This is a genomic window from Vibrio sp. F13, assembly GCF_020806305.2.
Classification (GTDB): domain Bacteria; phylum Pseudomonadota; class Gammaproteobacteria; order Enterobacterales; family Vibrionaceae; genus Vibrio; species Vibrio crassostreae_C.
On the sequence record NZ_CP170175.1, the window covers coordinates 1714531 to 1733347 of the forward strand.

Here is an 18817-nt window from a genome sequence, read left to right on the forward strand (position 1 = left end):
AACTTTTAAATTTGATTGAATTACTCGTAAGTAATCAATCAGTCAGCTTTCCAAATTGTTAAAGAGCAAGAGTTTTAAGTGTTAAACTTTTAAACCCATTTTTAAATACTCTCTTACGAGAATGCTTAAAGATGGTGGGCGATACCGGGCTCGAACCAGTGACCCCCTGCTTGTAAGGCAGGTGCTCTCCCAACTGAGCTAATCGCCCATAAAGTTTTAATTCCTAATGGAAGGAATGGTGGAGCTATGCGGGATCGAACCGCAGACCTCCTGCGTGCAAGGCAGGCGCTCTCCCAGCTGAGCTATAGCCCCATATTTTTATTTCCTTGGGAGGAAATGGTGGGTCGTGCAGGATTCGAACCTGCGACCAATTGATTAAAAGTCAACTGCTCTACCAACTGAGCTAACGACCCAATGGTATCCCGTAGGGGAGTCGAACCCCTGTTACCGCCGTGAAAGGGCGGTGTCCTAGGCCTCTAGACGAACGGGACACTGCAATTCATCTCTACTTTAAAAGTAGAAGCAAACTTCGAAGAACTTGGGAGTTCTTCATCTCTTTACTTTTCTAAACCTAATCAATCTGTGTGGGTACTCATCGCAAATATCTTCGTATAAGGAGGTGATCCAGCCCCAGGTTCCCCTAGGGCTACCTTGTTACGACTTCACCCCAGTCATGAACCACAAAGTGGTGAGCGTCCTCCCCGAAAGGTTAAACTACCCACTTCTTTTGCAGCCCACTCCCATGGTGTGACGGGCGGTGTGTACAAGGCCCGGGAACGTATTCACCGTGACATTCTGATTCACGATTACTAGCGATTCCGACTTCATGGAGTCGAGTTGCAGACTCCAATCCGGACTACGACGCACTTTTTGGGATTCGCTCACTATCGCTAGCTTGCTGCCCTCTGTATGCGCCATTGTAGCACGTGTGTAGCCCTACTCGTAAGGGCCATGATGACTTGACGTCGTCCCCACCTTCCTCCGGTTTATCACCGGCAGTCTCCCTGGAGTTCCCGACATTACTCGCTGGCAAACAAGGATAAGGGTTGCGCTCGTTGCGGGACTTAACCCAACATTTCACAACACGAGCTGACGACAGCCATGCAGCACCTGTCTCAGAGCTCCCGAAGGCACACCTGCGTCTCCGCTGGCTTCTCTGGATGTCAAGAGTAGGTAAGGTTCTTCGCGTTGCATCGAATTAAACCACATGCTCCACCGCTTGTGCGGGCCCCCGTCAATTCATTTGAGTTTTAATCTTGCGACCGTACTCCCCAGGCGGTCTACTTAACGCGTTAGCTCCGAAAGCCACGGCTCAAGGCCACAACCTCCAAGTAGACATCGTTTACGGCGTGGACTACCAGGGTATCTAATCCTGTTTGCTCCCCACGCTTTCGCATCTGAGTGTCAGTATCTGTCCAGGGGGCCGCCTTCGCCACTGGTATTCCTTCAGATCTCTACGCATTTCACCGCTACACCTGAAATTCTACCCCCCTCTACAGTACTCTAGTTCACCAGTTTCAAATGCAGTTCCGAGGTTGAGCCCCGGGCTTTCACATCTGACTTAATGAACCACCTGCATGCGCTTTACGCCCAGTAATTCCGATTAACGCTCGCACCCTCCGTATTACCGCGGCTGCTGGCACGGAGTTAGCCGGTGCTTCTTCTGTTGCTAACGTCAAGAGATAGCGCTATTAACGCTACCCCCTTCCTCACAACTGAAAGTACTTTACAACCCGAAGGCCTTCTTCATACACGCGGCATGGCTGCATCAGGCTTTCGCCCATTGTGCAATATTCCCCACTGCTGCCTCCCGTAGGAGTCTGGACCGTGTCTCAGTTCCAGTGTGGCTGATCATCCTCTCAGACCAGCTAGGGATCGTCGCCTTGGTGAGCCATTACCTCACCAACTAGCTAATCCCACCTAGGCATATCTTGACGCGAGAGGCCCGAAGGTCCCCCTCTTTGGCCCGTAGGCATTATGCGGTATTAGCCATCGTTTCCAATGGTTATCCCCCACATCAAGGCAATTTCCTAGGCATTACTCACCCGTCCGCCGCTCGACGCCGTTATCGTTCCCCGAAGGTTCAGACAACTCGTTTCCGCTCGACTTGCATGTGTTAGGCCTGCCGCCAGCGTTCAATCTGAGCCATGATCAAACTCTTCAATTTAAAGTTTTGATTACCTAAATTAATAGGTGTGACTCAACGAATACTGACTTCAAAACTACAAAAAGTAATTCTAAAGCTATTACCATTCCAACAGAATGATAATGAATTGACTGTGCCGATAATAAATTATCGATTGGTCACTCAGTTCATTGAAATCAATGTGATTCCTAAGAATCAATTTTTGATATTCATCAACGAGTGCCCACACAGATTGATAGGTTTAAATTGTTAAAGAGCTTTTCCTTTTTGAGCTTCGCTCAAATCGGACGGCCATTTTAGCGATTTAAGTTTTAGTGTCAACCACTATTTTCAAAACTTTTTTCAAGCGCTTGGCTTGGCTAATTTGGCTTGCTGATTCGTTCTGGTTTCCTAAGAAGCCATCCCGTGTCAGCGAGGTGGCATTATAGAGATTTCGATCACACTGGCAAGCCCTTTTTTAAGTTTTTTCCGTTTTTTTATTCGTTCGATTAAAAAGAACTCAAAACGCCTCAAAAGTAGGCTTTTATCTTACATATTCTTCAGTTTTTCAGTGAACAAAGAGACTTTTTCCCAGTTTGTGTACTCAACTTCCTTCGTTGTATCCGTTTCACCACCTGTCATATTCATAATAAAGCGGATCATGGTTCTATCGAACCAGTTATAACGTGGGTAATAGAGGGCACCTGCAAATACACCGATTAAAGTCGGCTGCCATGGAGACTTGGTAAGGAACTTCTTAATATACGCACTGCCTTCTGGTGTATCTTTGCCTTGGTCTTCTTTACGCGCCGTTAAGTTAACACAGAAGAACGCAACCTTGCTTGATTGCAACTGAGTAAGGTTGGCATCAATAAATTGATATAGCTTCTTATTAAGGTGGCCATAACGAATCGATGCGCCAATCAACACTCTGTCGTACTGAGCAAAGTCCACCTTGCCAATAGTGTGCAGATCTTGAAGCTCACATTCGAACTCATTCATTTCTTCTTTTATATAGTTCAAGATCTTCTTGGTTTGCCCTTCACGGCTTGAATACAAAAATAGAGCTTTTGCCACAATGTTGTCCTTAGCTACGCCAAAACGTAGGGGTCAATAAAATTAATAAGGTGAATATCTCTAAACGACCAAACAGCATAGATACGATCAACACCCATTTGGCCTTATCATTCACATCGCCGAAGTGCATTGCCACTTCACCTAAGCCCGGGCCAAGGTTATTCAATGTTGCCGCTACGGCAGAGAAAGCACTCAGCTCATCCATCCCAGTAGCAATAAGAGCCAACATACAAACCACAAAAACCAATGCGTATGCAGAGAAGAAGCCCCAAACCGCATCAACAACACGTTGTGGTAACGCAGAACCACCAACCTTGATGGTATAGACAGCACGCGGGTGGACAAGGCGCTTCATTTCACGAGCACCTTGCAGAGTAAGCAATAAGATTCGAATGACTTTCATACCACCGCCCGTTGAACCTGCACAGCCCCCTATAAAAGAAGAGAACAGAAGCAGCACAGGTAAGAATAACGGCCACTCAGAGAAACCTGTGGTGGTGAAGCCTGCGGTTGTTGAAATAGACACCGTTTGGAACAACGCTTGATCAAAAGCATCATAATACGAGTCATAAGAGTGGTGATTAAGCAGTAATAAGAAACAAACTAAGAACAAGACTACTTGAATAAAGATAAAGGCGCGAAATTCAGGATCTTTCCAATAATACTTAGGATGCACACCACCAGAAGCAAATGCAGCAAAGTGAAGCGAATAGTTACACGCAGAGATAAGAAGGAACACGACCGTAATCATGTTGATCGCAGGGCTATTGAAATACCCCATGCTCGCATCGTGAGTCGAGAAGCCACCAATCGCAATAGTAGAGAAGCTATGACTGATGGCATCAAAGAAGCTCATCCCAGCAAGCCAAAACGCCACTGCACAAGCAATGGTTAAGCTCAGGTAGATGTACCAAAGCGCTTTTGCCGTTTCAGCAATACGCGGAGTCATCTTGCTATCTTTTACTGGACCCGGGATTTCAGCACGATATAACTGCATACCACCGATACCCAGAACAGGGAGGATAGCTACCGCTAATACGATGATACCCATACCACCAAACCATTGTAGGAACTGACGATAAAAAAGAATCGCCTTAGGCAGATCATCGAGGCCGACAATTACGGTCGCACCTGTCGTAGTTAATGCAGAGAAGGATTCGAAGAAAGCATCGGTTACCGACACATTGGGGTTATCGGCGATCAAAAACGGCAGCGCACCCGCACTACCGATTACCGTCCAAAACAGAACAACAATCAAAAAGCCATCACGCGCTTTCAATTCATGCTTATAACGTCGGTTTGGAAACCAGCAAGTTGCTCCACAGAATAAGAGAACGAAGAAGGTCGTCACAAATGGCACACCCGCACCATCTCGATAGATCAGTGCGACGAGCGCAGGAGCAAGCATTGATACACTAAAAAGTGCTAATAATAATCCGACGATTCGAATAATTGAGCGAAATTGCATGAGCTATTGAACGAAGCGAAATGCTTCACACTTCCTAGTTGTCTTTGACTTTCGTTACCAGTGCCTTAGCACCGCTTTTATTGATCATGGTTTGGGTAAACGAATCTACCTGAAGGAGCTCTATTTCAATAATAAGCTCAACTTGAACACCATAATCCGCTTGGACCTCAACAGCCTGATGCTGAGCCATGATGGATTGTGCGATCGGCACAAAGCCATAGTCTAACTCTAGCCGTAATTTTGTGGTTATTTTTTTCTCGATAGTTTGAAGCAGCTTGAGAGCTTGTTGTACGCCACCGCCGTAAGCCTTAACCAAACCGCCGGTTCCAAGCTTAATTCCGCCAGAGTAGCGCGTCACAACAGCCGTTAATTCACCGACACCAGAGCCCGATAGTTGCGCCAAGATAGGCTTACCCGCTGTACCCGAGGGTTCACCATCATCACTGAAACCCCAAAGCATTGAGTCTTCAGGTCGACCAGCAACAAAACCCCAACAGTTATGTCGTGCTGAAGAATGCTCTTTTTTCACCTGTTCTACGAACTGTTTTGCAGCTTCAACACTTGGAGTATGAGCAAGATGCGTAATAAAGACGCTCTTTTTTATCTCTTCTTCAAACAGAGCCGACGCAGAAGGTATTAAATAAGGCTGTTCATTCATATCGTTAACTTAGTTAATAAGAGCGACGAAGTGTATCACGCGTGAATAATAAGGGTTAGAGGATCTGTGCCATCGCACAATGTTAAACAATTGTTTAAAAAATGTATTGAAATTAATCAAGCAGAGGTACAGACTAAGATAACTGGTCTTACCAGGTATTCTACAATAATAGAAAGATAACAAGATTCTCTCAAACAATCGTGGATTGTATGTCATGGAGATAGACAATGATTTACCAAGCTAACACCCTACAGGTAAAGGAATTACAAGATGGTATTGCGGAATTAAGCTTCTGTGCACCAGCCTCTGTAAACAAACTCGACCTTGCTACTTTAGAATCACTAGATAAAGCGTTAGATGCTCTTAATGCTCACGCAGGATTACGTGGTTTAATCTTAACTTCAAACAAAGACGCGTTCATTGTAGGCGCAGACATCACTGAATTTCTTGGCCTATTTGCTAAGCCAGAAGCAGAACTTGATGAATGGTTAAGATTCGCTAATTCAATCTTCAGCAAGCTCGAAGACCTTCCTGTCCCAACTCTTTCAATGATGCGTGGCCATGCCCTTGGCGGCGGCTGTGAATGTGTACTCGCTACCGATTTCCGTATCGGTGACAAGACCACCAGCATTGGTCTACCTGAAACCAAACTTGGCATCATGCCTGGTTTTGGTGGTTGTGTGCGCCTACCTCGTGTTATCGGTGCTGACAGCGCAATGGAAATTATCACGCAAGGCAAAGCATGCCGTGCAGATGAAGCGCTTAAAGTTGGCTTGTTAGATGCGATTGTTGAAACAGACCAGTTACTAGAATCGGCAATCAATACCGTTTCTCTGGCTGCTAATGAAAAATTAGACTGGCAGCTACGCCGTAAACAAAAGACATCAGCGCTTTCACTAAGCAAACTCGAAGCGATGATGAGCTTTACCATGGCGAAGGGCTTAGTTGCTCAAAAAGCAGGGCCTCACTACCCAGCTCCGATTACTTCTGTGATTGCGATTGAAGAAGCAGCACGCAGCAATCGCGATGCAGCACTCGACATCGAACGTAAGCACTTCGTTAAGCTAGCGAAATCGGAAGAAGCAAAAGCATTAGTTGGCTTATTCCTGAATGACCAGTACATCAAAGGCTTAGCGAAACAAGCGGGTAAGTCAGCAAACAAAGCAACTGAGCGTGCAGCCGTACTTGGTGCAGGTATCATGGGCGGCGGTATTGCTTACCAATCAGCTCTAAAAGGCGTGCCAGTGATGATGAAAGACATCGCACAAGCATCGCTTGATCTAGGTATGAACGAAGCATCTAAGCTGTTGAATAAACGCTTATCACGCGGTCGCTTAGATGGATTCAAGATGGCAGGTATTCTGTCTTCTATTACTCCAAGCCTGCATTACGCGGGTGTAGAACAGTCGGATGTGATTGTTGAAGCAGTAGTAGAAAACCCGAAAGTAAAAGCAGCAGTACTGAGCGAAGTGGAAGGTTTGGTTGGTGAAGACACGGTTCTAACATCAAACACCTCTACAATTCCGATCAACCTGCTAGCGAAATCACTGAAGCGCCCAGAAAACTTCTGTGGCATGCACTTCTTTAACCCTGTGCATCGCATGCCTTTGGTTGAGATCATCCGTGGTGAACAAACTTCAGAAGAGACCATCAATCGCGTGGTTGCTTACGCAGCGAAGATGGGTAAATCCCCAATCGTTGTTAACGACTGCCCAGGCTTCTTCGTTAACCGTGTACTTTTCCCTTACTTTGGCGGTTTCAGCATGTTGCTACGCGACGGTGCTGATTTCACTAAGATCGATAAAGTGATGGAGCGCAAGTTCGGTTGGCCAATGGGCCCGGCTTACTTACTAGACGTTGTAGGCCTAGACACTGCACACCACGCACAAGCTGTGATGGCGCAAGGTTTCCCAGAGCGTATGGGCAAAGAAGGTCGTGATGCGATTGATGCACTTTACGTTGCTGAAAAATACGGTCAGAAAAACGGTAGCGGTTTCTACACATACAGCGTAGACAAGCGTGGTCGTCCGAAGAAGACCTTCTCTGAAGACATTCTTCCTATCTTGGCTGACGTATGTCAAGCACCACAAGATTTTGATGACCAAACAATTATCCAGCGCGTGATGATTCCAATGATCAACGAAGTGGTGCTTTGTCTAGAAGAAGGCATTATCGCGACACCGCAAGAAGCGGATATGGCACTGGTTTACGGTTTAGGCTTCCCTCCATTTAGAGGCGGCGTATTCCGCTACTTAGACAGTGTGGGCATTGGTAACTTCGTTGAAATGGCGAAAGGCTACCAAGACTTAGGTGCAATGTACCAAGTTCCTCAGCTATTGCTTGATATGGCAGCGAAGGGCGAAAGCTTTTACGACAGCCAACAAGCCAGTTCTCTGTAACCCACATTTGGAAAAGGAATAGCAAAATGAAAAATGTAGTTGTTGTTGATTGCCTTCGCACCCCAATGGGACGTTCCAAAGGTGGAGCTTTCCGTCACACTCGTGCTGAAGATCTGTCTGCACATTTGATGAAAGGCATTTTAGAGCGCAACCCAGAAGTAAACCCTGTCGAAATTGAAGATATTTACTGGGGTTGTGTACAACAAACACTAGAGCAAGGCTTCAACGTTGCACGTAACGCTGCCTTGCTTGCTGGTCTACCGATTGAGATTGGTGCTGTAACAGTCAACCGTTTATGTGGTTCATCTATGCAAGCTTTACATGATGCAACTCGCTCTATCATGGTTGGTGATGCTGAAATCTGCCTGATTGGTGGTGTGGAGCACATGGGCCACGTACCAATGAACCATGGTGTTGATTTTCACCCAGGCATGTCAAAACACGTAGCAAAAGCGGCCGGCATGATGGGGCTAACCGCTGAGATGTTAGGCAAAATGCACGGTATTAGCCGTGAAGACCAAGATGCATTCGCAGCACGCTCACATGCTCGCGCTCAAGCAGCTACGGTTGAAGGTCGTTTCAAAAATGAAATCCTGCCAACCGAAGCTCACGCTGCAGACGGTTCTCTGTTCACTCTGGATTACGACGAAGTCATTCGCCCAGAGACAACAGTTGAAGGCTTATCCCAGCTGCGTCCGGTATTTGACCCAGCAAACGGCACAGTAACAGCAGGTACTTCATCAGCTCTGTCTGATGGTGCTTCTGCAATGCTTATCATGAGCGAAGAGAAAGCTAACGCACTTGGCCTTAAGATTCGCGCTCGCGTGAAGTCTATGGCTATCGCTGGCTGCGATCCTTCAATCATGGGTTACGGCCCAGTACCAGCAACCCAAAAAGCACTTAAACGTGCAGGACTAACCATTGAAGACATGGGTGTGATTGAGTTAAACGAAGCGTTTGCTGCTCAATCTCTACCTTGTGCTAAAGACTTAGGTCTACTGGATGTTGTTGACGAGAAAGTAAACCTTAACGGCGGTGCGATTGCTCTGGGTCACCCACTAGGCTGTTCTGGTTCTCGTATCTCGACGACGCTAATCAACCTGATGGAAGCACAAGACGTGAAATACGGCTTGGCGACTATGTGTATTGGTTTAGGCCAAGGTATTGCAACGGTATTTGAACGCCCATAGCGTTTACTGACTGTAATATTTGAAGGGTAATCTTTTGTGCAGCTATATTTATATAGCTGCACTTTTTATTGCTTGGCATCCAACAATGCATCGATTGTGTTCAGCGAACTCAACGAGAGAAAAACCAACCCTGACATCTATGCACAAAACGCATATATTCAATGTTGATGTTTCATTATTTTTTCTCGGATGATTCAACTAAAGTTACTTCAGTTTCCTAATATTCCTCCACGGAGCAGATCATGTTTAAAGCACTTGTACTAAACCAAGAAGACAAAAAAACTATCGCGTCAGTTTCTCAAATTGAAGAATCTCAATTACCAGAAGGTAACGTGAAGATTGATGTTAGCTACTCTTCTTTGAACTACAAAGATGGTTTGGCGATTACAGGTAAAGGGCGCATTGTTCGCAACTTCCCTATGGTTCCTGGTATCGACCTTTCTGGTGTGGTTTCACAATCTGATGACCCTCGCTACAAAGCAGGCGACGAAGTGGTTCTAACTGGTTGGGGTGTTGGTGAAGGTCACTGGGGCGGCATGGCTGAGAAAGCAAGTCTAAACGGTGACTGGTTAGTGCCGATGCCTAAAGGTCTAGACGCTAAGAAAGTAATGGCGATTGGTACAGCAGGCTTCACAGCAATGCTTTGTGTTCAAGCTATTGTCGATGCTGGCATCAAGCCTGAAGACGGTGAAATCCTAGTTACCGGCGCAAGTGGCGGTGTAGGTAGCGTATCTATCACTCTACTAAACCAACTGGGCTACAAAGTGGCAGCAGTGACTGGCCGTGCTTCTGTAAACGGTGAACTACTTAAATCACTAGGCGCGACACGTATTGTAGAGCGTGCTGAACTAGAAGAACCAGCTAAGCCACTAGAAAAACAACTGTGGGCTGGCGCTATCGATACGGTAGGCAGCAAAGTGCTTGCGAAAGTATTGGCGCAAATTGATTACAACGGTGCGGTTGCGATGTGTGGTCTAGCTGGCGGTTTTGACTTACCAACCACGGTAATGCCATTCATTCTGCGTAACGTTCGCCTACAAGGTGTTGATTCTGTAATGTGCCCTCGTGAAAAACGTATTAAAGCGTGGGAACAACTGGCTGAGCTACTACCAGAATCTTTCTACGCTCAAGCGACCAAAGAAGTGTCTTTAGACGGTGCAATTCAAGCAGCAGAAGACATCACTAACGGTCAAATCACTGGTCGCGTAGTCATTAAACTATAGGCTCTCAAACATAAAGTTATCAAACCTTAAGCAACAGCTTTAGGCTTGGATAACCCAAAACAACAAAGGGCTGATTTTTATCAGCCCTTTTGCGTTTTTGTCATTCGGGTCAAGTGAACTCAGACTCAGATCCGGTTACCCCAAACCGACATCCGCAATCCGTTTTTGAATCAACTCACCACACTCTTCTTTTACCACTCTTCTTAACCATTGTTGTGAAGCAGAAGAATCGCAACGCGAGTGCCAGATCAGTGAGTAATCAAACGGCATAAATTCAAATGGTAATGGCTTAACAACCAAGTCATAACGCTCTGCTACCAAATAAGCCAAATCAGCAGGCACAGTAATCACCAACGGCATTCTATCGACAATCGCCAATGCCGCTTCAAGGTGATAAGCACGCAGTACCATTTTTCTGGGTTGTTGATTAGCTAAAGCGTTGTCCAATAAAGCCTTAACACCATCACTGATCGCAATCATCGCATGTGGGAGTGAAACATAGTCTGCAAGGCTTAAAGGTTGATCGGCTAATGGATGGTTTTTAGATAACAGACACGACACACCAACCGGCCCCAAGACTTCTTGATGAAGTGGTGCAATGCTGCCACTCGGACGACAGATCGCCATATCAACGCGTTCGGTGCTGAGCTGTTTAAACAAATGCTCATGCTGCAACGGAGCAAACTCCAAAGAGATATTGGGTGCTTGTTCATAAATCTTAGGCAACGCATAAGGCAAGATGGTTTGCATCGCATAATCGGTGGTAGCGATCAGAAAACGTTCGCTGCAATAGTAAGGGTCAAAGTCACTCGGACTCAGCAATTGGCGAAAAGACTCCAAAGGCTGATCAATACGCTGACTGATCTCGAGTGCTTTCTTGGTAGGAATAAGGTGCTGACCTTGACGTGTAAACAACGGATCGTTTAGTAATTCTCTTAAACGCCCTAATACTCGACTGGTTGCGGATTGGCTTAAGTTAAGACGAAGCGCGGCCTGGCTTACGCTGCCCTCTTCAATCAATACCTTTAAAGCGACCAATAAATTAAGGTCTCTACGATAGATGTCTTCTAATTCCACGCCACTTACCTAGCTGTATACGATTGCCATTAGTCACTAAGTTGTTTATAGCATGCTTTAGATAAAAAAAATCCCGCAATTACGCGGGGAAGCCCAAGAAAATTGGGGGATAGTGTCGGAATGTTGTCGTATCGGAATTCGCTTGCTGTATTCGGGTTAGTGCTCTTGCTCTTCGGCTATACCTTGCCAACGGCGCATCTCTACCCAAATACCAATAATCGTTGCTACTATGCCAAAAATAGGCATCAGTGAGGTCTCTGTCGATGAGCGTAGTACTAACGCACAAAAAGAAATAAAACAGAGAACCGAATAAATTGTTAATCTATCTAATCCTGTCAACATCGCCACTCCTTAGCTAGTTGCCTTTGCTTCAAGTTGTTATCAACTTGTTAACTAAGTTATAGGAAATGATTCTGTTTGCCAAGCACTTATTGCATATTTTTTCTGCAGACGTATTATTCACTCGTTAGATAGATATAGAGATACAAACCATGACATTCAAACCTGAACTGGCAACCCATACTTTAGAAGCTGAAGGCCTGCGTTGCCCGGAACCAGTAATGATGGTCAGGAAGACAATTAGAAACATGCAGGATGGCGATGTGTTACTGGTAAAAGCTGACGATCCTTCGACAACTCGAGATATTCCGAGCTTTTGTCGATTCATGGATCACCAGTTGGTAGGCCAAGCAACAGAAACGTTGCCTTACCAGTATTTGATCAGAAAGGGATTGGAGGCGTAACGCCCCACCGACTATCAAGTATCAAAAAAGCCGCTCGTACCTTATGTTCTTAAACAGAACTCAGAGTACGAGCGGCTTTTTGTTTATTCGCTTCTAGATTTGTTTTGCAGATGCTCCAGCTGATGCTGAATTTCTCGGATATCTTTGCGCATCGGAATAATATGCGCGACCCGAATCCAAGCCTCTACCGCAAGTGCAGTCATGATGATGGCACCCGCGACCATTGGCAGCCACATGTCCGTCAACACCATGCCTAACAGTGTAAGTGCAAGACCAAAAGTAAATAGATAACTTTGGCTTTGTGGAGTAATACCCATATAACGCGTCAACATAATCATGCCCTCGTGTTCTTAACTCACAAGATTAAAATATCATGACAAGTATGACAGTTATATGTCCATTCGCTCGATAAACCCCACAATACTGTAAGAGTATGACCTACAACACATTACTCTACTGATTGAGTATAATAAGACTCAATACCACCTGTTAATAGAAAGCAGCAGCGATAGCTAAACCCACGAATAGCAAGGCTGTGATCTTACGAATCAGATCAAGCGGCATCTTATCCGCAGAGAGCTTACCGATGATCACCACAGGCACATTCGCCAGCAGCATACCGATCGTAGTACCCAGAATCACCCACGTTAATGCATCAGAATATTGAGCCCCTAGAATAGAGGTCGCAATTTGGGTTTTATCACCGATCTCAGCAATGAAGAAGGCGATGAAACTGGCGACAAACGGGCCTCGGTTTGATATCTGCTCATCGTCATCCAACTTATCCGGAATCAGAATCCAGCCCGCCATAGCGATGAAACTAACCACCAGCACCCACTTTAATACTTCAGGTGAAAGATAGTCGGCGACCACAACCCCGAGCCATGCAGCAAGGGCATGATTGGCAATGGTGGCAAAGAAGATAGCCGCAATGATAGGTATCGGTTTTCGATATCGACTGGCTAATAAAAGGGATAGCAACTGGGTCTTATCACCGATCTCGGCTAAGGCGACAGTTGTAATTGAAATTGCTAAAACGCTCACGACATGCTCATTTGGGATGGAGATTATTATGTTTAACCAAAGACAAACCTCGCGCCCCATCCCGGTTCACGATGCTTGTCTAAGGTCTTGCTAAGCGCCACCAAGGTGGTGGTTGCCTCGAACGCCATGATGATTTTGCATCAATTATGTTGACGAACGAACTCATTCAATAGGATATGAATAAGTAAGCTACTCCCCAAAGACCGCGAGATTTTAATCACCCACGCTTTCAAACACAAGTGTCAAACTTATCAAAATATCCACTTGTGCCGAAAAACAAACATTAAAGGCAAAAAAATCCACTAAACGACATTTTAGACCACTAATTAAACAAGATTACCCCTACTCGCTTTACGAATATCTCGGTATACTCAGAGGTTATTTTTCTCATTCATTTAAAAGAATCGCGCGAACCTGACTATGCAAAAATACGATATCAAAACCTTCCAGGGAATGATCCTCGCGCTGCAGGATTACTGGGCTCAAAACGGTTGTACCATTGTTCAACCTCTAGATATGGAAGTAGGTGCAGGCACCTCTCACCCAATGACATGTCTACGAGCACTTGGCCCAGAGCCAATGTCTACAGCTTACGTTCAACCTTCTCGTCGTCCGACCGATGGCCGTTACGGTGAAAACCCTAACCGTCTGCAGCACTACTACCAATTCCAAGTAGCGCTAAAACCATCGCCAGACAATATCCAAGAGTTGTACCTAGGCTCCCTAGAGGTTCTTGGTGTTGACCCACTTGTTCACGACATTCGCTTCGTTGAAGATAACTGGGAAAACCCAACACTAGGCGCATGGGGCCTTGGTTGGGAAGTATGGCTAAACGGCATGGAAGTAACTCAGTTTACTTACTTCCAACAGGTTGGCGGCCTTGAGTGTAAGCCAGTAACTGGCGAGATCACTTACGGTATCGAGCGTCTAGCAATGTACATCCAGGAAGTAGATTCTGTTTACGACCTAGTATGGAACGTAGCACCAGACGGTTCTAACGTGACTTACGGTGACATCTTCCACCAAAACGAAGTTGAGCAATCGACGTACAACTTCGAGCACGCAGACGTAGATTTCCTATTCACTTTCTTCGACCAGTGCGAGAAAGAGTGTAAAGAGCTACTTGAGCTTGAGAAGCCACTGCCGCTTCCAGCTTACGAGCGCATTCTAAAAGCAGGTCACGCATTCAACATCCTTGATGCGCGTAAAGCTATCTCTGTAACAGAGCGTCAACGTTACATCCTTCGTATCCGCAACCTGACTAAATCAGTTGCTGAAGCGTACTACGCGTCACGTGAAGCGCTTGGCTTCCCAATGTGCCGATCTGTAGAAGAAAAGGAAGGTAAATAATCATGGCGAAGAATTTTCTAATTGAACTGGGTACGGAAGAGCTTCCACCAACAGCACTTCGTTCTCTAGCAGAAGCGTTTGCTTCTAACTTTGAAGCAGGTCTTAAAACGGCTGAGCTTTCTCACGAAGGCATCAAGTGGTACGCAGCACCTCGTCGTCTAGCACTTAAAGTAACTGCACTGGCTGAAGGCCAAGCAGACAAAGTGGTTGAGAAACGTGGCCCTGCTGTTTCTGTGGCATTCGATGCTGAAGGCAACGCGACCAAAGCGGCACAAGGTTGGGCTCGTGGTAACGGTATTACTGTTGAGCAAGCTGACCGTCTGAAAACAGACAAAGGCGAGTGGCTTCTTTTCAAACAAGAAGTAGCTGGCAAACCAGTTCAAGAATTGGTGATGGACATTGCTGCGAAAGCACTGGCTGGCCTACCAATTCCTAAAGCAATGCGCTGGGGTAACTCAGACATTCAATTTATCCGTCCAGTAAAAACACTGACAGTGCTACTAGGTGATGAGCTTGTTGAAGGCGAAATCCTAGGCGTAGCATCTGCTCGTACTATCCGTGGCCACCGTTTCATGGGCGAACAAGAGTTCACAATCGACTCTGCTGACCAATACCCTGCGATCCTAGAAGAGCGCGGTAAAGTAATGGCAGATTACGAAGCGCGTAAAGCGATCATCCTTGCTGATTCGCAAAAAGCGGCAGCTGCGGTTGGCGGTACAGCTGACCTAGAAGATGACCTTGTTGAAGAAGTAACGTCTCTGGTTGAATGGCCAGTAGTACTGACAGCGAAGTTTGAAGAAGAATTCCTAAAAGTCCCTTCTGAAGCTTTGGTTTACACCATGAAGGGTGACCAAAAGTACTTCCCTGTTTACGATGACAACAAGAAGCTACTACCGAACTTCATCTTCGTATCGAACATCGAGTCTAAAGAGCCTCGTCACGTTATCGAAGGTAACGAGAAAGTGGTACGCCCACGTCTTGCTGATGCTGAATTCTTCTTCAACACAGACCGTAAGCGCCCGCTTATCGACCGTCTTGCTGAACTAGACCAGGCTATCTTCCAGAAGCAATTGGGTACTATCAAAGACAAAACAGACCGCATCACAGAGCTTGCAGGCTACATTGCTGAGCAAATCGATGCTGACGTTGAAAAGTCTAAGCGTGCAGGCCTACTGGCTAAGTGTGACCTAATGACCTCTATGGTATTCGAATTTACGGATACTCAAGGTGTGATGGGCATGCACTACGCGACTCACGACGGTGAAGACGAGCAAGTTGCACTGGCACTTTACGAGCAATACATGCCTCGTTTCGCGGGTGACGATCTACCAAGCACTGGTATCTCTTCAGCAGTAGCAATGGCAGACAAGCTAGACACTATCGTAGGTATCTTCGGTATTGGCCAAGCACCAAAAGGTTCTGACCCATTTGCACTTCGTCGTGCGTCTCTAGGTGTGCTACGTATCATCGTTGAAAACGGCTACAACCTAGACCTAACCGATCTGATCGGCAAAGCGAAAGAGCTACTAGGCGACAAGCTGACTAACAAAAACGTAGAAGCTGACGTTATCGACTTCATGCTAGGTCGTTTCCGCGCATGGTACCAAGATGCTGGTTTCAGCGTTGATATCATCCAAGCGGTACTAGCACGTCGTCCAACTAAGCCTGCTGACTTTGACCAACGTGTTAAAGCGGTTTCTCACTTCCGTGAACTGGAAGCAGCAGAAGCACTAGCAGCAGCGAACAAGCGTGTAGGTAATATCCTTGCGAAATTCGATGGCGAGCTACCAGCTGAAATCGACCTAACGCTTCTTCAAGAAGACGCAGAGAAAGCACTGGCTGAAAACGTTGAAGTAATGACGGAAGCACTAGAACCAGCATTCGCAACAGGTAACTACCAAGAAGCCCTAAGCAAGCTTGCTGATCTACGTGAACCAGTTGATGCATTCTTCGATAACGTAATGGTGATGGCTGATGACGAAGCGCTTAAGAAGAACCGTCTAACGCTACTGAACAACCTACGTAACCTGTTCCTACAGATTGCTGACATCTCTCTACTGCAAAAATAAGCACAAGTGAGACAATTACTCTAAGTTATACTCTGAGTAATTAACGGTAAACACCCAAAGGGAAGCGAAAGCTTCCCTTTTTGTTTTTGTGAACCAAGCATTTGTTTGTAGAGGTCTTATTGATTAACTGAATGAAACAGCACTCAGACTGTAGAGGGCATTGTTTGCTATAACTGACCTGTTTATTCAGGGGAAGGGAACAATGAAAAAAACAGTACTCGCGCTTTCAATACTCGCACTCAGCGCATGCAGCCAAACCAGTGACAACAACCTATTACTGACAATTGATAACGACACTGTCGTATTCGAATCATCCGGTAAAGGCACCGTGATTGCAGAACAGGAACTCGCGAAAGGTAGCTATACCTTCTCTATCAGCGATACTCAAAATACCTGTGGCACCAACTATGCGCTGGCTGAAGAAAACCGCATCAAATTCAATAAACCCCTTCGCCTAGACGACTGCGCCGAGAAGTCTGAATTAGATATCAAGATCTTTCGCGCTAACACCTATCAGTTTATGCTCAACCCACAAACCAATGAACTGACCGTTCAGATAAAGCCGAAGCAACAACAAGTACAAAGCTTTGCTTGTCCGGTTCCTAGTGACGAACCAACCATCATCGACGTTGCTCAAACCTTTGATGATGGCACCGTGGTTAGAGACGCTCTTTCAGGCAAACAAGTCACAGTAACGAATGGCAGCGTCACCATGCAGCCAGCAGAAAATAGCCAAGGTGTTCTGCTGCTTGAGAAAGTAGAACCAGAAACCAAAGCTGACTTTAGTTGGGATAACGCCACGGTTTACTTCGTAATGACTGACCGTTTCCACAATGGTAATCCTGATAACGACAACAGTTACGGTCGCAGCCAAGATGGACAAGACGAAATCGGCACCTTCCACGGTGGTGACTTGGCAGGCTTAACCGAAAAACTCGATTACATAGAATCACTCGGTGCTAATGCTATCTGGATAACGTCTCCGTTAGAGCAAATCCACGGCTGGGTTGGCGGCGGTGATCGAGGTGACTTCAAACACTACGGCTACCACGGCTACTACCATCAAGATTGGACCAAGCTCGATGACAACATGGGCACCGAAGACGAGCTAAAAACCTTCATCGATACCGCGCATAGCAAAGGCATTCGTGTTGTTTGGGATGTGGTAATGAACCACACCGGCTATGCGACGCTTGCCGACATGCAAGAGTTTGATTTTGGTAAGCTCAACCTAACTGACGAAGAAGCCAAACAAACACTTGGCGAAAACTGGACAGATTGGCAACCTGCCAAAGGTCAGAACTGGCACTACTTCAACAACTACATCTCTTACAGCGACAAAGAAGCGTGGGAAAAGTGGTGGGGCAAAGCTTGGCTACGCAGCGATATCGGCGCCTATGACTCTCCGGGCTACAATAACCTCACCATGTCTTTGGCGCATCTGCCCGATTTCAAAACAGAGTCGACAGAGACAATCGGGCTGCCTAATTTCTATCGCAATAAGTCCACCAGCGCGACCGATGAACTCAAAACACCTCGTAACCATTTAATCACTTGGTTATCGGATTGGGTGCGCGAATATGGTGTCGATGGTTTCAGGGTCGATACCGCTAAACACGTTGAACTCGAAGCATGGGCAGAACTGAAAGAGAGCACCAACCAGGCACTTGCCGAGTGGAAACAGAACAACCCAGACAAGGCCTTGGATGACTTACCCTTCTGGATGACTGGCGAAGTATGGGCACACAGCGTGGTCAAATCAGATTACTTCGCTAACGGATTTGATTCGATCATCAACTTTGAATTCCAGAGTGATATCGCACCAAAGGCGCTCAAGTGCCTATCCGATCTTGATGCTGATTACCTTCGATACGCAGAGAAGGTCAACAACGACAGCGAGTTCAACGTACTGAGTTACCTTTCGTCTCACGACACCTCGCTATTCTGGACACAACATGGCAGTGACTTTGCAAAACAAACCAAAGCTGCAAACGCGTTGATGCTGGCTCCCGGTGCGGTACAGATCTATTACGGCGATGAAATCGCCCGAGACTTTGGCCCAACGGGTTCTGATCCAATGCAAGGCACACGCTCAGACATGCCTTGGGATCAAATCACTGGCGAACGTGCAGAGCTGCTAGAACACTGGCAAGCGCTTGGCCAATTCCGCCAACGCCACCCAGCCGTTGCTCAGGGTAAGCACATCATCCGTAACAGCAAGGGCTACTATGCGTTCGAACGCCAATACCAAGATGACAAGGTATTAGTCGTTTATACCGGTTCGAACTAAACCTTCATTAACATAAACACCAGAAACTAAAGGGGAAGCTTAGGCTTCTCCTTTTTTTATCGCTAAAGGTACGTTCAATAAGCAAGCTGTCACTCATTAACCAA

14 protein-coding genes, 4 tRNA genes, 1 rRNA gene and 1 riboswitch are annotated in these 18817 nt (G+C 46.3%); of the genes, 7 read left to right on the top strand and 12 right to left on the bottom strand.

Annotated elements, in window-relative coordinates; genetic code table 11:
- Positions 1-132: 132 nt before the first annotated feature.
- From LMH68_RS07800 to LMH68_RS07835, 8 genes are all read right to left on the bottom strand, one after another.
- Positions 133-208, bottom strand: a tRNA-Val gene (locus tag LMH68_RS07800).
- 28 nt (positions 209-236) lie between these two features.
- Positions 237-312 (bottom strand) — tRNA-Ala (locus LMH68_RS07805).
- Positions 313-337: 25 nt separating this feature from the next.
- A tRNA-Lys gene (locus LMH68_RS07810) sits at positions 338-413 on the bottom strand.
- Positions 414-415: 2 nt separating this feature from the next.
- Positions 416-491: transfer RNA gene (locus LMH68_RS07815), tRNA-Glu, on the bottom strand.
- A gap of 121 nt (positions 492-612) precedes the next feature.
- A 16S ribosomal RNA gene (locus LMH68_RS07820) occupies positions 613-2167 on the bottom strand.
- A 507-nt stretch (positions 2168-2674) separates the two neighbouring features.
- Positions 2675-3202 (bottom strand): menaquinone-dependent protoporphyrinogen IX dehydrogenase, encoded by a 528-nt coding sequence (hemG, locus tag LMH68_RS07825; protein WP_229648146.1) that lies wholly within the window; start codon positions 3200-3202, stop codon positions 2675-2677.
- A gap of 10 nt (positions 3203-3212) precedes the next feature.
- The gene (locus tag LMH68_RS07830) at positions 3213-4670 is read right to left on the bottom strand and encodes a TrkH family potassium uptake protein (RefSeq protein ID WP_010433127.1); all 1458 of its coding nucleotides are present in this window, start codon (positions 4668-4670) and stop codon (positions 3213-3215) included.
- 34 nt (positions 4671-4704) lie between these two features.
- Entirely contained in the window at positions 4705-5328 is a 624-nt protein-coding gene (locus LMH68_RS07835) for a YigZ family protein (protein WP_017058823.1), read from the bottom strand.
- A 227-nt stretch (positions 5329-5555) separates the two neighbouring features.
- Between LMH68_RS07835 and fadB the strand changes: the two genes are divergently transcribed.
- From fadB to LMH68_RS07850, 3 genes are all read left to right on the top strand, one after another.
- Positions 5556-7727 carry a fatty acid oxidation complex subunit alpha FadB gene (gene fadB, locus LMH68_RS07840; protein WP_017058822.1) on the top strand — a complete coding sequence of 724 codons (2172 nt, stop codon included), beginning with the start codon at positions 5556-5558 and terminating at the stop codon, positions 7725-7727.
- A gap of 26 nt (positions 7728-7753) precedes the next feature.
- On the top strand, positions 7754-8917 hold the full coding sequence (fadA, locus tag LMH68_RS07845) for an acetyl-CoA C-acyltransferase FadA (RefSeq protein ID WP_017058821.1): 1164 nt from the start codon (positions 7754-7756) through the stop codon (positions 8915-8917).
- A 242-nt stretch (positions 8918-9159) separates the two neighbouring features.
- Positions 9160-10140, top strand: coding sequence for an MDR family oxidoreductase (locus LMH68_RS07850; RefSeq protein WP_017058820.1), 981 nt, complete (start codon positions 9160-9162; stop codon positions 10138-10140).
- Positions 10141-10275: 135 nt separating this feature from the next.
- Here LMH68_RS07850 and LMH68_RS07855 read toward each other — a convergent pair whose 3' ends face one another.
- Both LMH68_RS07855 and LMH68_RS07860 read right to left on the bottom strand, forming a co-directional pair.
- Positions 10276-11217 (bottom strand): LysR family transcriptional regulator, encoded by a 942-nt coding sequence (locus tag LMH68_RS07855; protein ID WP_017058819.1) that lies wholly within the window; start codon positions 11215-11217, stop codon positions 10276-10278.
- Positions 11218-11373: 156 nt separating this feature from the next.
- Complete coding sequence (locus LMH68_RS07860; protein ID WP_004736674.1) at positions 11374-11559, bottom strand: hypothetical protein; 186 nt, start codon at positions 11557-11559, stop codon at positions 11374-11376.
- Between the two features lie 149 nt (positions 11560-11708).
- Here LMH68_RS07860 and tusA point away from each other — a divergent pair, with 149 nt between their 5' ends.
- Positions 11709-11960: a sulfurtransferase TusA gene (tusA, locus tag LMH68_RS07865; protein ID WP_004736675.1), complete on the top strand. Its 252-nt coding sequence runs from the start codon at positions 11709-11711 to the stop codon at positions 11958-11960.
- Positions 11961-12043: 83 nt separating this feature from the next.
- Here tusA and LMH68_RS07870 read toward each other — a convergent pair whose 3' ends face one another.
- On the bottom strand, positions 12044-12298 hold the full coding sequence (locus LMH68_RS07870) for a hypothetical protein (RefSeq protein WP_017058818.1): 255 nt from the start codon (positions 12296-12298) through the stop codon (positions 12044-12046).
- A gap of 151 nt (positions 12299-12449) precedes the next feature.
- Entirely contained in the window at positions 12450-13004 is a 555-nt protein-coding gene (locus tag LMH68_RS07875) for a TMEM165/GDT1 family protein (protein ID WP_017055491.1), read from the bottom strand.
- Between the two features lie 34 nt (positions 13005-13038).
- Positions 13039-13214, bottom strand: a riboswitch (yybP-ykoY riboswitch).
- Positions 13215-13424: 210 nt separating this feature from the next.
- On the opposite strand from LMH68_RS07875, the gene glyQ reads away from it, so the two are divergent.
- The 3 genes from glyQ to LMH68_RS07890 all read left to right on the top strand — a co-directional run bounded on the left by glyQ (position 13425) and on the right by LMH68_RS07890 (position 18713).
- Entirely contained in the window at positions 13425-14354 is a 930-nt protein-coding gene (gene glyQ, locus LMH68_RS07880) for a glycine--tRNA ligase subunit alpha (RefSeq protein WP_102405545.1), read from the top strand.
- A 2-nt stretch (positions 14355-14356) separates the two neighbouring features.
- Positions 14357-16423, top strand: a complete 2067-nt coding sequence (glyS, locus tag LMH68_RS07885) for a glycine--tRNA ligase subunit beta (RefSeq protein WP_017058814.1) — start codon at positions 14357-14359, stop codon at positions 16421-16423.
- Positions 16424-16625: 202 nt separating this feature from the next.
- A complete protein-coding gene (locus LMH68_RS07890) occupies positions 16626-18713 on the top strand; it encodes an alpha-amylase (protein WP_229648147.1) in 2088 nt (695 codons plus the stop codon).
- Positions 18714-18817: the final 104 nt, after the last annotated feature.